The sequence below is a fragment of the Nocardioides panacihumi genome, assembly GCF_039530925.1.
Lineage (GTDB): Bacteria > Actinomycetota > Actinomycetes > Propionibacteriales > Nocardioidaceae > Nocardioides > Nocardioides panacihumi.
In genome coordinates this window covers 48539-69498 of record NZ_BAAAPB010000004.1, presented here as the reverse complement: position 1 = coordinate 69498, position 20960 = coordinate 48539, and the positions used below count along the sequence as shown (strand labels likewise).

Here is a 20960-nt window from a genome sequence, read left to right as displayed (position 1 = left end):
TTCACGTGTACGTGCGCGACTTGCTGATGAGCCTGATCCGCCGGTGGTACCTGGTGGTCGTCGCGCTCCTGCTCATCGCCGGGGCGTCCGTCGGAGTGGCGCACCTGGTCACCCCGACGTACGAGGCGAAGGCGAGCCTGGTGCTCATCCCGCCGAGGGACACCCAGTTCCCCAGCACCAACCGCTACCTGATGCTGGGAAACGTCGGCCAGGCGAGCAGTGTGGTCATCCGGGCGCTGAACGGTGACGAGACCCACCAGATCATCGGGCAGGGGCTGACCGGCGTCGACTACAGCGCGGCTCCGGACTACACGACCAACGCCCCGCTCGTCGTGCTCACCGCGACGGCCAAGAGCCCGGCGGCGGCGCAGGAGCTGCTCGAGCGCATCGTGACGCAGGTCCCGGCCATCCTCACCCGCCTGCAGGCCTCGGTCGGCATCGAGAAGTCAGCACAGATCACGGCCGTCGCGGTGACCACCTCGCAGAAGCCCGTGAAGGTCGTCAAGAAGCAGGTGCGGGCCGTCGGTGCCTGCGCCGCGGTTCTGGCCGCCATGCTGCTGATGCTGATCGGAGGCCTCGACGGCTTCCTGCAACGCCGCGCCTCCAGCGCCGCGGCCGAGGAGGACGAGCCGGGCACCGACCGCGGGTCGTCCGGTCGGCGACGCCCGGCCGCCGGCCTCAAGCAGGCCGACCTCCCGACCGTCCACGCGGACGAGCCCGTCGAGGACCCCGTCGCCATGTTCGACAGCTCCAAGCGGCGCGGACGTCGTTGACGACACGTGCCACGCAGCCCTGAGGTGACGGAGTCAGCATGACGACCGAGCGACTGGTGAGGATCCTGCTCAGACGGTGGTACGTCGTCGGGCTGGGTCTGGCGATCACCGTCCTCGGCATGCAGCAGGTCCGTGCACAGCAGGGCGTGTTCTTCTCCCAGGTCGACGTGGTGTTCACCGCGCCACCGACACGCGTGGCGCCCAACACCATCCAGGCCAACGCCAGCGGTCTGGTCTCGATCGCCGGCATGGTCGCGGCGGAGGTGAACAAGGCCTCCAACACCCCCGTCACCGCGTCGGCAGGTGCCACGCTGGCGGGGCAGGGCGTCCGTGACGGCTACCAGGTGCGCCTGCCGAGCGACGGCGGCCAGTGGTCGCGGAACTTCGACAGACCGGTGCTGGACGTGCAGGCCATCGGAGCAGAGCCCGAGATGGTCCGCCAGCGTGTGGTCACCGTCGTGGCGGAGATCGACCGTGTCCTCGCCGAGCTGCAGAACGCCGACGGGATCCCTGCGGAGGACCAGGTCAAGACGCTTTCCGCACCCACGTCCGCCCAGATCTTCTACCGGAAGGGCAACACGTCCCGGGCGACGGCGGTGACGGCCCTGCTGGGCTTCTGGCTGACCGTCGTCCTCACCGTCGCGGCGGACAGTGTCCTGGTCCGTCGCCGCCGGGCGCGGGTGGCGGTCCGCCGGGTCGACCGGGTGCCGGTGGGGGCACGATGAGCGGGCGCGTGCTCTACAACCTCTGCTTCCACGGCATCGGCACGCCCGAGCGTCCTCTCGAGCCCGGTGAGGCCGACTACTGGATCACGCCCCGGACCTATGCCGACGTACTCGACCTCGTCGTCGGCCGCGACGACGTGCGCCTGAGCTTCGACGACGGGAATCGCTCCGACGTGGCGATCGGGCTGCCAGGCCTGCTCGAGCGCGGCCTGAGCGCTGAGTTCTTCGTCCTGGCGGGGCGGATCGACGAGCCGGGCAGCCTCTCCGCCGCCGACATGAGGGCCCTGGCCGCAGCCGGCATGAGGATCGGGTCGCACGGCTGGGACCACGTGTCCTGGCGGGATGCGACCGACGCCGGCCTGGAGGACGAGCTCGTCGCGGCGAGGAGAGCGATCGGCGAGGTCGTCGACCGTCCGGTGGACACGGCCGCCTGCCCGCTCGGGCTCTACGACCGCCGGGTCCTCGGCGCGCTGCGCAGGCTGGGCTACACCAGGGTGATGACGAGCGACCGCGCGGTCGCTCGCCCGGACGCCTGGATGCAGCCGCGGTTCAGCCTCCGCGCGGGCGACGACGCGGCGTACGTCGCGGAGCTGCTCCGACCTCCGGGCCGGATCCCGACCTGGAGCGCAAACTCCCGCATCCTCGCCAAGAGCCTGCGCTGATGGCCGTCGTCCTCGTCGGATTCGCCGAGTCGCTCGCGGCGATCGAGACGATCTGGGACCTGCTGGACAGCGGCCACGACGTGCGGGCGTTCTCGCGCGGCGGCCGGACCCCGCCCATCGGCCACGACCGGCGCGTGCGGGTGACGCCGGTGACGCCCCCCGAGCGTGACGTCGACGCGACGATCCGCGACGTCGTACGGCTCGCCGACCGGCTCGGTGGGCCGGTCTGCATGCCGCTGGACGACGCCGCAGTACTCGTGCTCGACAGGGTCGCGGCCGAGCGCCCGGACCTGGTCGTCGCGGGTCCGGTCCGCGCGCAGGCCAGGCTCGCCCTCGACAAGCGGGTCCAGCTCGACGCGGCCGCGCGGGCGGGACTGCTCGTACCGGCGACGCTCGTCGTCGAGCCCGGCAGCACGCCCGGCCTGCCTCCCGGCCCGCCGCCGTGGATCGTCAAGCCGGCGCTCGCGCTGGAGGTCGTCGGCGGTCGCGTGACGAAAGGTGGCGCGAGGTTCGTCGCAACCCTCGACGAGCTCCACGAGGAGCTCGGGTCGCGGCATGACACCGTGCTGGTGCAGCCAGCGCTGCGCGGCGGCGGGATCGGCGTCTTCGGAGTCGCCGTGTCGGGTTCGGCGTTGGCCGTGAGCGGGCACGAGCGGGTGCGGATGATGAACCCGAGCGGCTCGGGATCGAGCGCCTGCGTGTCGCGCGAGCCGGCGGCGACGATGCGCGAGGCCGCCGACACGTTCGTCGGGATAGTCGGCTGGCAGGGTCTGTTCATGCTCGAGCTGCTCGAGGACGCCGACCGGCAGGCCTGGTTCATGGAGCTCAACGGCCGCCCGTGGGGCAGCATGGCGCTCGCCACGGCGCGCGGACTGCACTACCCGTCGTGGACCGTTGCGGCCGCGCTCGGCCGGCCCGTCGACGTGGGTCCCTCACCGGACACGCGGCCGGTCCTCGCGCGCCACCTGGGGCGCGAGGCGCTGCACCTCGCGTTCGTCGTACGCGGCCGGATCGAGGCCAGGAGGCGCAGCCGGCACGGTCTCTCCCCGAGGCCCGACCTGGCCCTGTATCCCACGGTCCTGACGACGCTGCGCAGCCTGCTGACATGGAGCCGCGGATCTCGCCTCTACAACGCCCGCCGACGACGGCTCCGGGTCCTGGCCGCCGACACGCTCGCCACCCTGCGCGACGCCATCCCGGCACGGGGTCGATGATGTCGGCCCGCGTCGCCGTACACCTGCACACCGGCTGGTCCTTCGACGGGCACTGGCCCCTCGAACGGCTCGTGCGCATCCTGCGGCGCCGCGGCTACGACGCGATGCTGACCGCTGAGCACTCGCAGAGCCTGTCGCCTGAACAGTGGGAGCGTTACCAGGAGGCGTGCGCCGCGCTGACGACGCCGGACTTCCTCGTCGTCCCCGGCCTGGAGTATCGCGACGCCGACAACGTGGTCCACGTCCCGGTGTGGGGCGAGCGCATGCCCCACCTCGGCGACCGCCGGGAGACCGGCGAGCTGCTCGCCGACGTCGCCGGCCACGGCGGCGCCGCCGTCCTGGCGCACCCCGCCCGCCGCGCCGCCTGGACCTTGGTGCGCCCGGAGTGGGTTCCGCTGCTCAGTGGCGTGGAGGTCTGGAACAGGAAGTACGACGGCCTGCGGCCGAGCGACCCCGGCGCGACCCTCGCCCGCGAGCGCGACCTGCCCGCCCTCGCGTCGCTGGACTTCCACCGGCGGCGGCAGCTCGCGCCGCTGGCCACGCGGATCGACGTCGACGGTCCGCTCGAGACCTCGACGGTCGTGACCGCGCTGCGGGCCGGCAGGGTCCGGCCGGAGTTCCTCGGCCGCCCGGTCGCGACGTGGACGCGGGGCGCGCCGAGTGTGGCGCTGCGCGGTGCCGAGGAGGGGCGCCGAATGGCGGCCGCAACCGTACGCAGGCTGCGACGCGCATCCACCTAGCCGGCTGAACCCGCGTCGGGCATCCCCGATCTATCACCGTGACAGTTTGCGCAGTCGGTGACACTTACCAACTGTCACCGACCGCCCGAACTATCACCGTGACAGTTTGGAGAGCGCCGGCCGCCAGCCGCGCCAAGCGCTACGGCAACGGGCGACCGAGCACCTCGGCGTACACCTGCTCCATAGCGCGGACGCGCTGCTCCCACGTGCCCACGTCGAGCGCCCGATCGCGCGCCGCCCGTCCCATCGACAGTCGCCGCTCGGGGTCGGTGACGAGCGCGCGTACGGCGTCGGCGATCGCGGCCGCGAACTGGTCCGGGTCCTGCGGCGTCACGAGCGTCGCGCAGGCGCGCGAGACGGCCGAGGCCGGTCCGCCGCGGTCCGCGACGATGAGCGGCAGGCCCCACGAGAGCGCCTCGAAGGGCGCGTTCCCGCCCGGCTCGCGATAGCTCGGGAACACGAAGACGTCGGCGCGGCGATAGAACTCGTCGACCTCGACCCGCGGACGCTGCCCGTGGAAGACCACAGCGTCAGCGACGCCGATCTCGCGCGCAAGCTCCTCACACGCCGCGCGGTCGAAGCCGTCACCCACGACGTCCAGCACGACCGGCAGGTCGGTGAGGCACCCCATCGCGCGGACCGCGTCGCGCACGCCCTTGGTCCTGATCACCCGGCCGACGAACAGCAGGCGCACCGGGTCCGGGTCAGGCGACCGGTCGACCGGGTCGGGCACCGACTCAAGCCCGGTCTCGCTCATGACGACGAACCGCCGCAGGGCGACGTCGGACAGGAAGTCGCCGACGTACGACGCGATGCCGCAGACCGCGCCGGCCCGCTCGTAGGTCCGGCGCAGCAGCGGGTCGCGACGCATCCGCCATCCGTCGAGCCCGCGCAGGCCGACGTACCACGGAGCGGTCTCCTCGTCGCGGAACCCCGGTGGCGTGCCGAGGCTGCCTCCGACCGGACCGATGACGAAGGGGATGCCGCTGCGCGCCAGCGGCGAGGGGTAGCGCATCGCGACCGGCGTCGGCTGGTGGCCGATGTCGAAGGTCCGTCCCATCGCGAGCGCGTCGCGGATCCAGCCGACGCAGCGGTGGTGGAAGTAGGGGTACCACGGCTTGAGCAGGCTGCTGAAGCGCTCGGGGCGCGCGATCAGCCTCGGCTCGTCCCACTCGACGACCTCGACGCCGGGCAGCTGATCGACGGCCGACGCGCGCCCACGCTTGCGATGGGTGAGCAGCGTGACGTCGTGCCGCTCGGCCAGGCGGCTCGCCCACTGGAACCCGACCCACGCCTCGCCGACGTCGCGACGATCCACGCCGGGAGCGACGAGCAGGATCCGCGCCATGCACGGACAGTAACGACGAATCCCGGCGAGCGCCGACGATCGGCGCCGACTACCCCTAGGCTGATGACGTGTCCGAGCCGGTCACCACCGTCGTCGTCACCTACAACAGCGCCCACGTCATCGACGGGCTCCTCGACAGCCTGGGCCCGGCCCTCGACGGGTTGGCGTCCGACACCGTCGTGGTGGACAACTCCTCCACCGACGGCACGGTCGACGTCGTAGGCCGCCGCGACGACGTCACGCTGGTGCGGGCGCCGAACCTCGGCTACGCCGCGGGCATCAACCGGGGCGTGGCGGCGTCGGCCGGCTCGGGACCGATCCTCATCCTCAACCCCGACGTACGGCTCGAGCCGGGCTCGGTGCGAGCGCTGCTCGAGGCGCTGCGCCGTCCAGGCACGGGTGTCGCAGCCCCGCGGGTCCTCGACAGCACCGGTGCCCTCGTCCCCTCCATGCGCCGCGAGCCGACCCTGGCGCGCAACCTGGGCCTGGGCGGCACCGGCCGGCCCCGCTTTGCCGAGTACGTCGAGGAGCCCGGCGCGTACGACGCCCCCGCAGTGTGCGACTGGGCGCTGGGCGCCGTCCTCCTCGTCTCCCGCGAGTGCCACGAGGCGCTGGGCGGCTGGGACGAGTCCTTCTTCCTCTACTCCGAGGAGACCGACTTCTGCCTGCGCGCCCGCGACCGCGGCTTCGTGACCCGGTACGAGCCCTCGGCCGTCGCGATGCACATCGCCGGCCAGTCCGGCCGCAGCCCGCGCATCCACGCGATGCAGATCCTCAATCGGGTGCGCCTCTACCGACGTCGCCACAGTGCTGTCGCCTCGACCGCCTACTACCTGCTCAGCGTGCTGAGCGAGATCTCCTGGGTGCTGCGCGGCCACCGCGACTCGCGCGGTGCGCTCAGGGCGCTGGTGTGGAGGCCGGCGCGTCCCGCGGAGCTCGGTCTGTCAGGGAGCCTGGTGCCCCGCTGAGCTCGAGGGCCTGCCCGCGCACGACCCGCTCGACGATCGCCGCGAACTCCGTCCCCGGCACCTCCCAGCCGTCACGACGCACCGACCCGGCCGCGGCCACCGCCGTCCCCGCGGTCCAGCCCTCGACGACGCGGCAGAGCGTGTCGGCCAAGGCCCCGGGCGTGGGGAGCGACCACGCCACGCGCGGGTTGTCCAGGTCGGCGCGAGCGTCGGGGTGGTCGTTGACGATCGGCACGCAGCCCGACGCGAGCATCTCCTCCGCGACCAGCGAGATGTTCGTGAACGACATCGCGAAGCCGGCCACGGAGCGGTTGTAGAGCGCGTTGAGGTCTTCCGGACTCATCCGGTCGTGGCGTACGACGGGGACGGTCAGCCCGGCCGCCTCGTCGCCGTACGTGTGGATCGGCTGCTCGGGGTGGCGCCGGTGGAACTCCTCGAGGGCCAGGGCCGCCAACCGGTAGCCACGGCGCGCGACGTCGGGCTTGGTGTAGAACACGATCCCGCTGCGCGCACCGACGTTGTGGAGGTGGTAGACGGAGGTGTCGACCGAGAACGGGATGAGCTCGGACCCGACCGCCAGCTCGACGCGGAGCCGGTCCTGCACCATGTGGCCGAGCGCGACGTTGGTGAACCCGAACCGGTACGTGTCGGCGGCCAGCTCGTGCTCCGAGCCCCGCGGGAAGAAGAACGGCTCATAGTCCTGCACCAGGTAGAGCAGGTGCACGTCGTCGGGCGCCCGGCTCGCCAGCACGTGGGCGGTCGGCCAGCCGGTGGCCACGCAGGCGTCGAGATCGGCGAAGCCGTCGTCGACCGAGCGCACCTCCGCTGCCACCCACGGCCATCCCGCCCGGACGACGGCGGCCTGCTCGACCGCGTCGCCGCCGTGCCGGTCGTACAGGAGCACGACGCACCGGTGACCGCGCTCCTCCAGCGCCTTCACCATCCGGAACATGGTCGTGTGGCCACCCGACCCTCGGCTGGGCGGCGTGCACAGGAACCCCACCGTGTGCCGACCGTCGTCGCGCGGAGCCGGGGCTCGCGCGGCCAGCCTCGTCGAGTCGGCGACGTCGCCGGGCAGCAGGGGGAAGTCGAGCTCCGCGGCGCCGAGCCGGGCGTGCAAGCGGCGTACGACCCGCTGTGCCGTCGATCTCGGCGTCTCGCGGCGCAGGCGTCGCACCAGGCTCCCCACGGCCCCGCCAGGGGCGCGCGCGCTCATCTGACCACTCCGACCGGCTGGGAGGACCGGACCAGGATCTCCAGGTGCCGGTCGAGGCAGACCTCGGGTGAGAACCGCGCCTCGGCCTCATGCGCGATCGGCTCCCGGCGAGCCGCCCACGTCGCGCGCTGCGTAGCCATACCGATCATCGCCTCGGAGAGCGCCGCGGCGTTCGGCTGGTCACGGAACCGGGCGGCGGCTATGCGGTCCCAGGTCACGCCCAGCGGGTCGCTGAGCGGGTTCGGCACGACGACCCCCGGCGCCACGTCCCAGTCGACCTGCTCGACCGCACCGCCGACCTCCGCGAGGACCACCGGCAGCCCGGCGGTCAGCGCCTCGGTCGACGCCAGCGACCACCCCTCGAAGAAGGAGTCGAGCACGAAGGCGTCCGAGGCGGCGAGCAGGGCTCCGGGGGCGGTCGAGTGCTGACGGACGTGGATCCGGTCCCGGTGCGGCGACTGCTCACGGCGGTCGGCGACCTGTGCGAAGTAGGCCTCGTCGTCGACGCGCCCGGCGAGGACGAGATGGGCGTCGGGCACGGCGTCCGCGACGGCGTCGAACGCGACGACGAGCCCGTACTGGTTCTTCTGCAGGCAGTACCGGCCCAGGCACGTGAAGACGAACTCGCCGGTCAGGCCGAGCGCGGCGCGGGCGTCGTCTCGCACCTCGGTCGGCCGCCACCGCGACGGCACGCCGTTGGGTACGACCAGAAGACGGCGCTCCTCGAAGGCGGGAACCCACTCGAGGTATTGCCGGCCGACCAGCTCGCTGACCGCGACGACCGCGGTCAGCATCTGGGCGCGGGCGGCCAGCCGCTCGCGGTCGTAGAACGTGTGCATGCCGTGCAGGGTCTCGACGACGGGGATGCCCCGGTCGTGGGCGGCCTCGACGATCCAGTCCGGCACGCCGTGGACGCTGAGGCAGTCCCAGGAGCCACCGTCCAGGTTCTGCGCGGCGCTTTCAGGGTCGGAGACCAGCACGTCGAAGCCGTCCGCCCGGAGACCCTCGGCGAACCTGCCCACGACCTGGTCCGGCCGGTCCGCCGCGACGAGGACCTCGGTGCGCACACCGCGGGACCGGAGACCTCGTGCGAGGAAGTCGACGAACCCGTCCATCCCACCGACGTCCAGCGAGCCGGTCACCACCAGGCAGGACAGCGGCTGCGCGGGCGCCCCGACGAGTCCGACGACGGGCTGCGGCGTCGGCTCCGGTCGGTCCAGCCCCACTCCCCCGGAGCCGGGGATGAGCGGGGAGGACCAGTCCCGCGGCCCCGTGCGTCGACCCTGCAGCGCACCGGGCACCAGGGCGCGCAGGGCGCGCCGGACCGGGCCGGGGAGCAGGACGGCCTTGCGCTGCAGGGACAGGACGAGTCTGTGCACCATGGACACCAACCGCCTCTCGACGGGATCGGGGAGCTCACGGACGATCGAGCGGCCGACCGCCAGCAAGTAGACGACGACGCCGGCCGTCCCGCCGGCGAGGAGGGCGACGGGGTCGGCGTGCAGCCACGCGTTCGTCGCGGCCGCGACGCCCCAGGCCGTGACCCCCGCAGCAGCGGAGGCGAGCAGTGCGGGGGTGACCGCGGCGCGCAGGTCGCGGACGGTCCAGCGCAGCGACCTCGGCACGCTCAGCACGTAGAGCGGGAGCGCGACGACCGTCACCACGAGGACGTGTGCCCACGCGACGCCGACCAGGCCGGACACGTCCAGCAGCCGCAGCATGAGCGGGGTGAGCACGACGATCCATCCGACCTGAATCGCGAGGAGCCGCCAGGTGAGCCCGAGGGCCACCATCACGTTGGCCAGCAGCAGGCAGTAGGCGAAGACCGTCCCGTACACCGCCAGCACCTGCAGCACCGGGATCGACTCGGCCCACTTGTCGCCGTACAGGGTGAGGACGACGGGACGGGCGAGCGCGAGAACGAGCGCGCCCACCGGTAGGGCGCACAGGGACACGATCCGCAGGGAGGTCACCAGCGCCGCCTTACGCGCGCGGGTCTCGTCACCGACGCGCGCCAGAGCCGGCACGACGATGCCGTTGAGCACGCTGCCCATGACCACTGTCGGCCAGCTCGCGACCGTGAAGGCAAGCATGTAAGTGCCGACGAGGACCTCGCTCGACGCATGGGCGATGACGAGGTAGTCGGCGTTGAGGAGCGTCCAGTTCACCAGGTTGGCGAAGGCGAGCGGCAGCCCGAAGAACACCAGTCCCTTGACCAGGCGCGGGGCCATCCCGGGCCAGTAGAAGCGGCTCAGCCCAGTCACCACGACGACGCCGGTCACCACCTGGCCGATGACCCTCGACCAGGCGAACGCGGTCGCACCGTCGCCATGCATCGCCAGCAGGACGAGCGCGATGTTGGAGGGGATGAACGCGGCGGCGTTCGCGAAGAACATCCGGCCCTGCCGGAATTCCCAGGTCAGCTGGGCGCACGGGACCGCGAGGAGACCGTTGAGCACCAGACACAGCGACAGGATGCGCAGCGGACCCGCGGCGCCGGGCGAGCCGAGGAGGTCAGCCAAGGGGCCGGCCGTGGCATACATCAGCACCGCGAGCGCGCCGCCGAACACGACCGCGAGGGTCGTCACGGTCGGGGCGATCGCGCGAGGATCCTCGGTCGACCGTGTCACGGCGGCACCCAGGCCGAGCTCGGCCAGGCTGCTCACGACGAGGTAGACGGCGGCGGCGACGGCGAACACGCCGAAGTCGGCGCGGGTGAGCACGTGGGCCACCACGGCGGTGACACCGATGTTCGCCACGCGCATGAGGAGGCTGCTCGCGGCCGTCCAGAGCGCACCCGAGAAGACCGCGGAGCGGGTGAGGGCCGGCACCGTCGCGTCACCCACACCGGTGTCGCGATCGGTCGTCGAGGTCACGACGACCTCCGGGAGACCCGGGCCCTCAGCGACGCAGCGGCGTCACGGGCGATGATGCGCCGCGCCGCCACGCTGCGCGGGAGGCGTCCGGGCACTGCGTCGAGCGCCGCCCGGTAGATGTCGACCAGGGACCGCGTCGCGGCACCGAGGCCGAACCGTCGGTCGACGTCCTCGAGACCGAACCGCGCCATCCTCGCGCGGCGCAGGTCGTCGGCGCTCAACGACTCGAGCAGTCGCGCCAGCTCGTCGGCAGGACGCAGCGGGCCCCCGATGCCGTAGAAGCCCTCGCGCCGGAAGTGCCGGACGTGCTTCACGTCGTAGGGCAGGAAGAACCCGCGCTCGCCGAGCACCACGACCGGCTTCCCGTGGGCGAGACCCCTGATCGCGGCCCCGCCCATGCCGAGGACCACGTCCGCGGCGGCGTACGCCGGGTGGGGGTCCAGCAGCGCGCCCGTCAGCAGCACCGCCTTGCGACCGAGCCTCGCGTTGGCGCGGTCGGCCGCATCGGCGATCATTCGGGTTGCGTCGCCGTCCCCGACGACGGCGAGCCGCAGGTCGCGCCCGGCCGTGCGCTCGAGTGCGTCGATGGTCAGCAGGATGCCCTCGGCCTTCATCTCACGGTCCAGTCGGCTGACGACGACCGCGAGGAAGTCGTCGGGAGCGACTCCGTGCTGGGCCCGGAAGGCGGCACCCTGGGCGGGATCGGGACGGTCGGTCTCCTGGTCCACCGGTGGCTCCATCAGGTGGACGGCCGCGCGCCGGCGCTGCTGTGCCTCGTCGCGCATCGCGCCGGTCCCCACGACGAGCGGCACCCGCGGGGAGCCCCAGAAGGCATTCACCATGTTCCAGTTGGTCTCGACCGCGGCGCGCCGCGACCAGCCCGCGGCGGCGACGCCCAGCGGACGGGCCAGCCACGGCGCGAAGACGTGGACCACGTCCGCGTCCCGCGCATCGGCGAGTGCCGCGATCTCGCGGGCCGAGTCACGCAGCCCTGGACGGACAGGCAGCGTGACCACGGAGAAGCCGGCGGCCTCGGCATAGGGAAGGATCGTCAGCTCGACCGAGTCGTCGGCGACCGCGAACAGGCTCACGTCGTGGCCGAGCCTGCGCAGCTCGCGGGCGAGGTCCACGGCGTTGATCTGACACCCGCCGAGCTGGAGACCCGCGAGACCGATCAGCACTCGCAGGCGATCCTCGGATCCCCCTGCGACGGACCGGACCTCCCGTAGGTCCGAGGTGAGCTCTCGGGTCACACCCGGTTCACCGCCGCGCGGAGCCGCTGGACGACGTACTCCTGCTGCTCCCCCGTCAGGTGCGGGAACATCGGCAGCGAGACGATCTCGCCGGCGGCCCGCTCAGCGACGGGGAAGGTGCCGGCGGGCAGGCACAGGTCGGCGTACGCCTCGGTCAGGTGCACGGGGGTCGGGTAGTGGATCCCGGCGCCGACGCCCGCCTCGGTCAGCGCGGCGAGCACGCGGTCGCGGTCCGCGACGCGGACGACGTAGAGGTGCCAGACGTCCTCGTTGCCCGGGGCCGAGGCCGGCACCCGCACACCCCGGACGTCGGCGAGGAGCGTGGCGTAGCGCTCAGCCGCCTGACGGCGCAGCTCGTTCCACTTCTCCAGCCGCGCCAGCTTCGCCCGCAGTACGACGGCCTGGACCGTGTCGAGGCGCGAGTTGCGGCCGACGACCTCGTGGACGTACTTGGTCGGCGAGCCGTGCGCGCTCAGCACCCGGACCCGCTCGGCGATGCCGGCATCGTCGGTCATCACCGCGCCCGCGTCGCCCGCCGCACCCAGGTTCTTGCCCGGGTAGAAGCTGGTCGCGGCGACCCTGCCCAGCGACCCGGCCGGACGGCCCGCGCGGCGAGCGCCCTGGGCCTGGGCGGCGTCCTCCAGGACCGGGATGCCGAAGCCGAGCAGCTGCTCGACGAACGCCGACTGCCCGAACAGGTGCACCGGCGCGATCGCCCGGGTGCGGTCGGTGATCGCCCGCTCGACGGCCGCCGGGTCGATGAGGAGGTGCTCCTCGTCGACGTCGACGAGCACCGGCGTCGCGCCCACGGCCGACACGGCCTCGGCCGTCGCGATGAACGTGTTGGCGGGCAGGATCACCTCGGCGCCCGCGCCGACCCCGAGAGCGCGCAGGGCGAGCTCGAGGGCATCGGTGCCGTTGCCGACGCCGACGCAGTGCTCGACGCCGACGTACGCGGCGTACTCCCGCTCGAAGTCGGCCACCTCGGCGCCGCCGATGAAGGCGGTCCGCTCGAAGACGGAGTCCAGACCGAGGCGGACCTCGTCGGCGATCTCCGCCTGCTGCGAGGCGAGGTCGACGAAGGGGACGTTCATGGCACCATCTGCTTCCTCGAGGCGACGCTGCGGGCGGGCACTCCGGCCCAGGTCTGCTCGGCGGGCAGGTCCTCCAGCAGCACGGCGCCCATGCCGAGCACGCTGTCGCGCCCGACCCTCACGTCCTGGCGGACGCTCGAGTTCATGCCGAGGTAGGCGCCCTCCTCGACGGTGACCCGACCGCCCAGCGCGACGCCGGCGCACAGCGTCGCGTAGTCGGAGACCACGTCGTCGTGCGTGAGGATCGCGTGCGGCATGACGACGACGTGCCGGTGCAGGTGCACCGCCGTGGTCATCACGACCGAGGAGAGGACGATGCAGCCGGGTCCCACGCTGCACCCCGGCGGCAGCTCGACCGTCGGGTGGACGAGCCGCCCGTACGCCGACGACCCGACGCCCATCGCCGCGAGCCGACGGGCGATGTGCCGGCGGGCCAGGCCGCTGCCGGCGCAGATCAGCAGGTCGCCGTCGAACTCGTCGGCCGCCAGCGCGATCGGCCCGACGACGGGCACGCCGTCGACCGATGTGCCCTGCAGGGCCGGGTCGTCGTCGAGCAGGTACAGCTCGTCGTAGGCGCCGATGGCGGACTCGACCGCGATCACCTCGCGCGCCAGGCCGCTCGCCGCGAGCAGCAGCAGGGCGCTCACAGGGCCCTCCTCGGATCGCGCAGCACGTCGATGACCCGCGCCTGCTCGGACTCCGACATCTGGTGGAAGAGGGGCAGGATCAGCGTGCTGTCGGTCAACCACTCGGTGACCGGCAGCCGCGCCCCGTCGTGGTGGGGCGACGTGTCGCGACCGGCGTACGCCGGCTGGCGGTGGGCCGCCATGATGCCGCGTCGCGCGGAGATGTCGGCCGCCGCGAGCGCCCCCATCAGCTCCTCCCGGTCGAGCGGGTAGCCGGCCTCGACCTCCACCCAGAACGACTGGAAGTTGCACGTGCCCCAGACCGGGTCCGCCACGGCACGCAGGCCGTAGATCTCGGTGATCTCCTTCGTGTAGGCGGCAGCGAGCTCGCGGCGACGCGCGACCACCTCGGGCAACCGGCGCAGCTGCACGAGCCCGACGGCGGCCTGCAGGTCGGTCATCCGGTAGTTGAAGCCGATCTCGTCGTACTGCTCCGGGGGCGCGAGCACGCTCGCGTGGCGCGCGGCCGCCGAGACGCTCATCGCGTGCTCGCGCAACCGGCGGGCGCGGTCGGCCCAGTCCCGGCGCGAGGTCGTCAGCATGCCGCCCTCGCCCGTGGTGAGGATCTTGCGGGGGTGGAAGGACCAGGCAGCGATGTCGGCACCGGCCCCGACGGGCCGCCCGCGGTACGTCGACCCGGCGCCGCAGGCCGCGTCCTCGATGACCACGATGCCCCGGGGGTCGCACACCGCGCGGATCGCGTCCAGGTTGACCGGGACGCCGCCCTGGTCGACGGCGATCACCGCGCTGGTGCGCTCGGTCAGCGCCTGCTCGACGGTCCTGGCGGTGAGGTTGCCGGTGACCCCGTCGACGTCCGCGAAGACGGGCCGCGCGCCGACGTACGTGGGGGCGTTGGCGGTCGCGATGAACGAGAACGACGGGACGACCACGTCGTCGCCGCGCTCGACTCCCGCGACGAGCAGGGCCAGGTGCAGCGCGGTCGTGCAGTTGGACGTCGCCACGGCGTGCTCCGCCTGCTGGCTCTCCGCGAACGCGAGCTCGAACGCCGCGACCCGCGGGCCCTGCGCGACCCAGCCCGACTCGATCACCTCGGTGAGCGCGTCCGCCTCCTCCTGGCCGAGCCAGGGCTGCATGACGTTGAGGCGGCTCATCGGGCCGTCACCAGCCGTCCGGCCGCGATCTCCTCGCGGAGCGGGCGCCACCACTCGACGAGCATCCGCAGCCCGTCCTCGAGCCCGATGGTCGGCGCCCAGCCGAGGTCCACGCGGGCCGCGTCGATGTCGGCGAGCCGCCGCGTCACGCCGTTCACAGCGCGCTCGGGACCGTGCTCGACGCCGAGGTCGGAGCCCATCGCCCGCAGCAGGGCCTCGGCGAGCTCGAGGAGGCTGGTCTCGCTTCCGCTCGCGATGTTGTAGCGGCCGTCGACGACTCCGCTCGCCGCGGCGAGGATGTTGGCCCGGGCGATGTCGGGCACGCAGACGAAGTCCATGGTCTGGCGGCCGTCGCCGAAGATCAGCGGCGGCAGGCCGTCGGCGATGCGCTCCATCCAGCGCACCAGGACCTCGGTGTACGCGCCGTGCACGTCCATCCGCGGGCCGTAGACGTTGAAGTAGGCGAGCCCGACGTAGTCCAGGCCCCGCATCGCCCGGAAGCTGCGGACCAGGCCCTCGTTGAAGGACTTCGCGGCGCCGTACAGCGTGTCGTTGTTGTGATGGTGGTGGCGCTCGGTGGTCGGGAACTCGTCGGCGAGGCCGTAGACCGAGGCCGACGAGGCGTAGACCAGCTTGTCGACGCCCGCGTCCGCCGCCGCCTCGACGACGTTGAACGTGCCGTCGACGAGCACCTCGAGTGCCAGCCGAGGCTCCTCGGCGCACTGCGTGATCCTGATGGCGGCCTGGTGGAAGACCAGGTCCTTGCCGCGAGTGAGGTCCTGCACCAGGTCCCGGTCGCGGATGTCGCCCTCGACGAGGGTGACGCGGCCAGTGGCCAGGGCGTCGTCGAGGTTGGCACGCCGACCGCGGACGAGGTTGTCGAGGACGTCGACGTGCGCCACGCCGGCCTCCAGGAGCTGGTCGGTGATCGTCGAGGCGATGGTGCCGGCGCCGCCGGTCACCAGGACGTCGGCACCTGCGAGGGCGGTCATCGGACCAGCTCCAGCGCCGGCGCCTGCTCCGCGATCTCGACCTGCGCGCCGCGGGCCCGCAGGCTGGTCGCGGCCGCCTCGAGCACCGAGAGCACCCGCAGACCGGCCGCGCCGTCGGTCGCCGGTGGGCGGCCCTCCCTGATGCTCGCGGCGAACTCGGTGACCATCTGGCCGAGCGCCTCGCGCTCCGGGAGCGCGGGAGCCCAGGTGTCGCCGAGGCGATAGCTGATCGACGCCGTACGCCGGTCGGCGCTGTCCACGGTCTGCTGGACGAGGTCGACGCCCCGGTCGAAGACGCTGAGCCGCTGCTGCGGGTTGAGGTCGTCCCAGACCAGGGTCCGCTCGCTGCCGCCGACGACCATCTGGCGGATCTTGGTGGGGCTGAGCCAGTTGACGTGCACGTGGGCGAGCGCGCCGCCCGGGAGCGGCAGCGACAGGTAGCCGACGCACGACTTGCCGGCTCGGATCGGGTCGGCCCCCTGGGCGGCGACGCCGGTGGGCCGCAGCCCGTCGGGGAGCACGTAGTCGAGGATCGAGAGGTCGTGCGGCGCGAGGTCCCAGAACACGTCGACGTCGGGCTGGACCAGGCCGAGGTTGATGCGGACCGAGTCGACGAACAGGATCTCGCCGAGCGAGCCGCTGTGGACCAGCTCGCGGATCTTCTGGACCGCCGGCGTGTAGCAGAACGTGTGGTCGGTCATCAGCACCAGGCCGAGCTCGGTTGCCGTCTCGACCATCGAGCGGCCGGCCGCGACGCTGTCGGCCAGTGGCTTCTCCACCAGCACGTGCTTGCCGGCGCGGAGCGCGGCCTCCGCGATCGCCTGGTGCGTCCGGGCCGGTGTCGCGATCGCGACCGCGTTCACGTCGTCGCGGGCGAGCACCTCGTCGAGGCTGTCGGTCACGAGGACGCCGCTGCGGGCCCCCAGCACCGCCTCGGCGCGCTCGGTGTCCAGGTCGCACACGGCGACCAGGTCCCAGTCGCGGCTGGTGCGGAAGTTGCGGATGAGGTTGGGGCCCCAGTAGCCGGCGCCGACCACCGCCACCCCGAACGGCGCGGTCACGTCTGCGGTCATGATGTGTCGTCTCCCCCTGATGTACGCGGCGTCGAGCAACCGACGCTCGAGGCTCCATGCAATCGAGTGGTAAAGCGACTCCGGCGGGCCGTCGCCGGGTATCCCCTCAATTGGGGAGCACCACCGAGTCGGCGCATCCTCGCGGCCCACACACGTCGAGTCGGCGCATCCTCGCGACCTTGCTGCGAGGAAGCGCCGACTCGGCAGTGGCCGCGGTCAGATCAGACCGGTCGTGAAGGTCCAGCTCGTGGTGGCGAGGGTGGCGCCTGCCGCCGTCCTCGCGCCGGTGATCGTCACCGTGTAGGTCGTCAGGATCGCGAGCGAGGAGCTGGGGGTGAACGTCAGCGTGAGGTTGTTGGCCGAGCGCGCACTGGTGCCGGTCACGTTCGTGGTCCCCCGCCGGAGACTGATCGTCCCGGCCGACAGCGCCGCCGAGAAGGTCGCGGCCGGCTTGGTCGACCGCGCGACGTTCGTCGCGTTCGAGGCCGGCGTGCGGCTGGTGATCGTCAGAGCCGGTGGTGTGGGCGTCGCTGTCGGCGTCGGAGTAGGCGTGGGCGTGGGCGTCGGCGTAGGCGTCGGAGTAGGCGTCGGCGTAGGCGTGGGCGTAGGCGTCGGCGTAGGCGTCGGCGTAGGCGTCGGCGTAGGCGTCGGCGTAGGCGTCGGAGTCGGCGTCGGGGTCGGGGTCGGCGACGGACTCAGGGCCGCTTGCGTCGCCGCGCTGTCGGGCAGGAAGTCGACGTCCACGAAGTAGTTCGTCGAGCTGAAGCTGTTCGTCGGGAACCCGCCAGCCGCGCCTGAGATGTAGCGGCCGTTGTTGCCGGCCGGTGCCGTGAGGCTGCCGGACACCTTCGGGTTGGTGGCGAAGTAGCCGCTGGTGGCTGAGTAGTTGCCGTTCGGCGCCAGGTACGAGACGACGTACTCAGCTCCCGGCGTCAGCCGGACGGGCGTGCTCAGCTGCGCGCGCTGCCAGCCGCTGGCCGTCTCCTGCTGGAAGGTGACCGAGGCGAGCCGCGTACCGCTCGAGTCCCAGAGAGAGCCGACGTGGGTGCCGGTGTTCGTCGCGCCCTTGTAGAACCGGATCCCGGTCGCGACCCCCGGCTCGGAGGCCGTGAAGGCCGTGCCGACCTCGATCGGGTCAGGATCGTTCACCGCCGGCGTGGTCGGCTGCTCACCCCCGAAGAGCGAGACGGTCGAGGAGCGGGCGAACACGACGTCCACGAAGTAGTTCGTGGCGTTGTAGCTGAACGTCGGCATGCCACCGGCGGCGCCGTACAGATAGCGGCCGTTGCTGCCCGCCGGGGCGGTGAGGTCGCCCGAGGTCCACGCGCTGTTGAAGAAGCCGGACGAGACGGCGTAGTGACCCTGCGGGGCGAGGTACGACACGACGTACGTCGTCCCTGCCGTGACGGCCACCGGCGTGCCCAGGTCGACCTGCTGCCAGCCTGTCGCCGTCTCATTGGTGAAGGTCGCCTGGGCCAGCAGTGCACCGGAGCTGCTCCACAGCGAGCCGACATGGGTCCCGGCGTTGCCCGCTCCCTTGAAGAAGCGCAGCGACGTGATGGTGCCGTCCCGCGTCGGGGTGAAGGCCGTTCCCACCTCCACGGGCGAGGAGTCGTCCGCCGACCACGACGCCGGGACCTGGTCGCCGAACATCGTCTGGGCCGACGTCGACTCGGGTGCACGCGTGTGGAAGGTCCACCGCTGGGTCGGCAGCGCCGCGCCGTCCACCGAGACGACGCCGCTCAGCGTCGCCGTGATGTCGGTGTCGGCAGGCAGCATCGACGTCGGCGTGAACGTGAGCGTCGTGCCGGTCGAGCTCAGCGCGACCGTGCCCGGGATCGCGGTCGACCCGTTGGCCAGCGTGAAGGAGTAGCCGCTGGTGATCGGGTTGCTGAGCGTCACGCCCACGGTCGTGCCGCGCGGCACGGCGGTCGCACCCGGTGCCGGGTCCTGCGACGACACCGAGATCGTCGGCGTGCCCTTCTCGAAGACGACGTCCACCAGATAGCTGGACGCGGACGAGGACGACGGGAAGTTGTTCCCGTACGCATACGCCCCGGACGACGCCGTCACGTGCAACGGCGACTTGGACAGGTCTGCGCTGGCGAACGCGTTCGGTGTCGCCGAGTAGGCGCCACTCGTGCGGTACGACGCGACGTACTGCGTGTTCGCCTGGATCGACACGGGCTGCGCGAACGTGAGCGTCTGCCAGCCGGACGTGCTCTCGTTGGAGAACGTGCCCTGGGCCAGGACCGTGCCGGTCGCCGACCACAGCGTGCCGGTGTGGGGCGCGACGTTGTTCACGCCCTTGTAGAAGCTGATGCCGTCGACCTTGCCCGTGGTGTCCGCCGTGAAGCGGACGCCCAACGTCAGGTCGGCGTGCTCCACGTCCTCGACGACGGTCGGCACCGTGTCCTCGTCGAAGAGCGAGCACGGGCAGACTCCCGGCGTGGCCGGTGGCTTCGCCGTGCGGAACGTCCAGGTGCTGCCGGTCGACACGGTGTTGCCGAGCGAGTCCGTCGCGGTCACCGTCGCGGTGTGGACGACGAACCCTGCCAGCGTGGTGGAAGGGGTGAAGGTCACGGTCCGCGTCGCCGCGTCGTACGCAGTGGTGCCGGGGATCGATGTGCCGTTCGCGTCCTTCAGCGAGAGTGCGACCGAGGAGGCCACGACAGGCTTCGAGAAGCGAGCGCTGACCGTCGTGTTACGAGCCACCGAGGACGAGCCGGGGGCCGGCCACTGGGTCATGGCGATCAGCGGCGAGTCGTCGGTGGTGGTGAAGACCGGGTCGACGAAGTAGTTCGTGTTGAAGTAGGTGGAGGTCGGGAAGCCGCCGGGGGCGGCGTACACGCCTGCGGGAAGCGCCCCGTAGCCGCCGTCGACGAAGAGGGGTGGCGAGTCGACCGGATCCGCGGAGAACGCGTTGGGCGTCGCCGCATAGTGGCCGCTCGGTGCCGTGTAGGACACCACGTAGGTCTGGCCCGCGGTGACCGGGACGGCGCTTGCGAACGACGCGGTCTGCCATCCCGAGGCCGACTCGTTCGAGAACGTCACGGTGCCGAGCCGTGCCCCTGCCGAGCTCCAGAGCGAGCCGACGTGGGTGCCGGTGTTGCCGGTCCCCTTGTAGAAGCGGACGCCAGTCACGTAGCCGTCGGCGACCGGGGTGAAGCGAAGCCCGAGCTCGGCGCCGGACGCGTCGGTCGTCGCAGCAACGCCGGGGGCGGTCGGCGCGGTCGCTCCGAACACGCTGCACGGGCAGGCGACGGTGAACGAACGCGTGACGGCCGATCCGATGTTGGCGCTGTCGTCGATCGCGCGCACCTGGACGGGGACAGACCCGATCCCGTCCTGGACGTAGCTGAAGCTCCATGTCGTCGTGCCGGTGGCAGGCTTCCACGACTGGCCGCCGTCGGTCGAGACCTCGACACCCGCGACGATGCCTCCGACGTCCGCAGCCGTCCCGGAGAGCGTGACCTGGGCACCGTTCGCCTGCGCGGACCCTGCGGCCGGGCTGCTGATCGAGACGGTCGGCGCGGTCGTGTCCGTCGACGCCGCGGCGGGGGCGAGCCCGCTCATCAGCGTCAGCGGCTGGGCTCCCATGTCGGCGAGCAGGTTCACCTGTGCCTGTTGCATGCGTACGTCGGCGGGCGACGGGGTGGTCGGTGCGTCGTGCTCGCTGTCGAGCCCCCAGGTCCACTGCACGCTGCCGGCGCTGAAGACCAGGGCTCCGCTGCTGGCCCGGTACATCGTCAGGTGGTGCGTGGTCGTGCCGGGGGCCGTGGTGTTCCCGAAGTCCTGGAGGTAGTCGGTCACCGATCCGGTCGTCGTCGACATGCGGATCAGGCCACCGGGGCGCGAGGAGTTGAGCAGGTCCTCATCCGACTCATACCCGACCGTGTGCGGGGCGAGCGCCACCGAGCCCGAGGAGAGGTTGGCCAAGGAGGTGTTGCGCCAGAGTCTGGTCTTGCCCTCGGCCGCCGACACGGTCACTGCCATGTCCGTGAAGTTCGACATGTACGCCGTGCCGGTCAACCCGTTCTCGGGCACGCCGGCGCCCTTGCTCTTCGGGGCGAACCGTGGGTCGCGCCACGTCCCCGTCCACTCGTCGGAGGGGTCGATCTTCTGGTTCGCCCACGTCTCCTTGTAGCTGACGAGCGTGCGGTACGCGGTGTGGCTGGGGTCGATCGACGGCTCGTAGCGCGTCTTCCAGTAGACCTCGTTGCCGCTG

16 protein-coding genes are annotated in these 20960 nt (G+C 72.2%); 6 read left to right on the top strand and 10 right to left on the bottom strand.

The genetic code is table 11. The features are described from left to right. The first annotated feature begins 5 nt into the window (after nt 1-5). From ABD205_RS16375 to ABD205_RS16355, 5 genes are read left to right on the top strand one after another with little or no spacing between them, the layout of a single operon-like run. Complete coding sequence (locus ABD205_RS16375; protein WP_344046577.1) at nt 6-773, top strand: Wzz/FepE/Etk N-terminal domain-containing protein; 768 nt, start codon at nt 6-8, stop codon at nt 771-773. A 38-nt stretch (nt 774-811) separates the two neighbouring features. After that, complete coding sequence (locus ABD205_RS16370; protein WP_344046575.1) at nt 812-1498, top strand: hypothetical protein; 687 nt, start codon at nt 812-814, stop codon at nt 1496-1498. Further along, entirely contained in the window at nt 1495-2160 is a 666-nt protein-coding gene (locus ABD205_RS16365; RefSeq protein ID WP_344046573.1) for a polysaccharide deacetylase family protein, read from the top strand. The genes ABD205_RS16370 and ABD205_RS16365 overlap by 4 nt, the downstream gene beginning before the upstream one ends. After that, entirely contained in the window at nt 2160-3374 is a 1215-nt protein-coding gene (locus tag ABD205_RS16360; RefSeq protein ID WP_344046571.1) for a hypothetical protein, read from the top strand. The genes ABD205_RS16365 and ABD205_RS16360 overlap by 1 nt, the downstream gene beginning before the upstream one ends. Next, nucleotides 3374-4114 carry a PHP domain-containing protein gene (locus tag ABD205_RS16355; RefSeq protein WP_344046570.1) on the top strand — a complete coding sequence of 247 codons (741 nt, stop codon included), beginning with the start codon at nt 3374-3376 and terminating at the stop codon, nt 4112-4114. The genes ABD205_RS16360 and ABD205_RS16355 overlap by 1 nt, the downstream gene beginning before the upstream one ends. A gap of 139 nt (nt 4115-4253) precedes the next feature. Here ABD205_RS16355 and ABD205_RS16350 read toward each other — a convergent pair whose 3' ends face one another. After that, entirely contained in the window at nt 4254-5462 is a 1209-nt protein-coding gene (locus tag ABD205_RS16350; RefSeq protein WP_344046568.1) for a glycosyltransferase family 4 protein, read from the bottom strand. 68 nt (nt 5463-5530) lie between these two features. Here ABD205_RS16350 and ABD205_RS16345 point away from each other — a divergent pair, with 68 nt between their 5' ends. Next, nucleotides 5531-6430 (top strand): glycosyltransferase family 2 protein, encoded by a 900-nt coding sequence (locus tag ABD205_RS16345; protein ID WP_344046566.1) that lies wholly within the window; start codon nt 5531-5533, stop codon nt 6428-6430. Here ABD205_RS16345 and ABD205_RS16340 read toward each other — a convergent pair. The 9 genes from ABD205_RS16340 to ABD205_RS16300 form a co-directional block, all read right to left on the bottom strand. Continuing rightward, complete coding sequence (locus tag ABD205_RS16340) at nt 6360-7646, bottom strand: rhamnosyltransferase WsaF family glycosyltransferase (protein ID WP_344046564.1); 1287 nt, start codon at nt 7644-7646, stop codon at nt 6360-6362. The genes ABD205_RS16345 and ABD205_RS16340 overlap by 71 nt on opposite strands. Then, complete coding sequence (locus tag ABD205_RS16335) at nt 7643-10522, bottom strand: oligosaccharide flippase family protein (RefSeq protein ID WP_344046562.1); 2880 nt, start codon at nt 10520-10522, stop codon at nt 7643-7645. The genes ABD205_RS16340 and ABD205_RS16335 overlap by 4 nt, the downstream gene beginning before the upstream one ends. Next, entirely contained in the window at nt 10519-11703 is a 1185-nt protein-coding gene (locus ABD205_RS16330) for a glycosyltransferase family 4 protein (protein ID WP_344046560.1), read from the bottom strand. Before ABD205_RS16330 ends, ABD205_RS16335 begins: the two co-directional genes overlap by 4 nt. Before the next feature lie 68 nt (nt 11704-11771). After that, nucleotides 11772-12869: a DegT/DnrJ/EryC1/StrS family aminotransferase gene (locus ABD205_RS16325; protein WP_344046558.1), complete on the bottom strand. Its 1098-nt coding sequence runs from the start codon at nt 12867-12869 to the stop codon at nt 11772-11774. Then, nucleotides 12866-13516 carry a PglD-related sugar-binding protein gene (locus ABD205_RS16320; protein WP_344046556.1) on the bottom strand — a complete coding sequence of 217 codons (651 nt, stop codon included), beginning with the start codon at nt 13514-13516 and terminating at the stop codon, nt 12866-12868. Before ABD205_RS16320 ends, ABD205_RS16325 begins: the two co-directional genes overlap by 4 nt. Further along, on the bottom strand, nt 13513-14667 hold the full coding sequence (locus ABD205_RS16315; RefSeq protein WP_344046554.1) for a DegT/DnrJ/EryC1/StrS family aminotransferase: 1155 nt from the start codon (nt 14665-14667) through the stop codon (nt 13513-13515). Before ABD205_RS16315 ends, ABD205_RS16320 begins: the two co-directional genes overlap by 4 nt. Continuing rightward, entirely contained in the window at nt 14664-15659 is a 996-nt protein-coding gene (locus ABD205_RS16310) for an NAD-dependent epimerase/dehydratase family protein (RefSeq protein WP_344046552.1), read from the bottom strand. The genes ABD205_RS16315 and ABD205_RS16310 overlap by 4 nt, the downstream gene beginning before the upstream one ends. Then, nucleotides 15656-16732: a Gfo/Idh/MocA family protein gene (locus tag ABD205_RS16305; protein WP_344046550.1), complete on the bottom strand. Its 1077-nt coding sequence runs from the start codon at nt 16730-16732 to the stop codon at nt 15656-15658. Before ABD205_RS16305 ends, ABD205_RS16310 begins: the two co-directional genes overlap by 4 nt. A gap of 216 nt (nt 16733-16948) precedes the next feature. Beyond that, nucleotides 16949-20960, bottom strand: a 4012-nt coding sequence (locus tag ABD205_RS16300) for a DUF4082 domain-containing protein (protein ID WP_344046548.1), incomplete at its 5' end; no start/stop codon positions are given.

Excerpts from the sequence above, each read along its gene's own strand:
- ABD205_RS16325 (WP_344046558.1), bottom strand. The coding sequence starts at position 12,869 with ATGAACGTCCCCTTCGTCGACCTCGCCTCGCAGCAGGCGGAGATCGCC.
- ABD205_RS16305 (WP_344046550.1), bottom strand. The coding sequence starts at position 16,732 with ATGACCGCAGACGTGACCGCGCCGTTCGGGGTGGCGGTGGTCGGCGCC.
- ABD205_RS16315 (WP_344046554.1), bottom strand. The coding sequence starts at position 14,667 with ATGAGCCGCCTCAACGTCATGCAGCCCTGGCTCGGCCAGGAGGAGGCG.
- ABD205_RS16355 (WP_344046570.1), top strand. The coding sequence starts at position 3,374 with ATGTCGGCCCGCGTCGCCGTACACCTGCACACCGGCTGGTCCTTCGAC.
- ABD205_RS16350 (WP_344046568.1), bottom strand. The coding sequence starts at position 5,462 with ATGGCGCGGATCCTGCTCGTCGCTCCCGGCGTGGATCGTCGCGACGTC.
- ABD205_RS16365 (WP_344046573.1), top strand. The coding sequence starts at position 1,495 with ATGAGCGGGCGCGTGCTCTACAACCTCTGCTTCCACGGCATCGGCACG.
- ABD205_RS16370 (WP_344046575.1), top strand. The coding sequence starts at position 812 with ATGACGACCGAGCGACTGGTGAGGATCCTGCTCAGACGGTGGTACGTC.
- ABD205_RS16310 (WP_344046552.1), bottom strand. The coding sequence starts at position 15,659 with ATGACCGCCCTCGCAGGTGCCGACGTCCTGGTGACCGGCGGCGCCGGC.
- ABD205_RS16340 (WP_344046564.1), bottom strand. The coding sequence starts at position 7,646 with ATGAGCGCGCGCGCCCCTGGCGGGGCCGTGGGGAGCCTGGTGCGACGC.
- ABD205_RS16360 (WP_344046571.1), top strand. The coding sequence starts at position 2,160 with ATGGCCGTCGTCCTCGTCGGATTCGCCGAGTCGCTCGCGGCGATCGAG.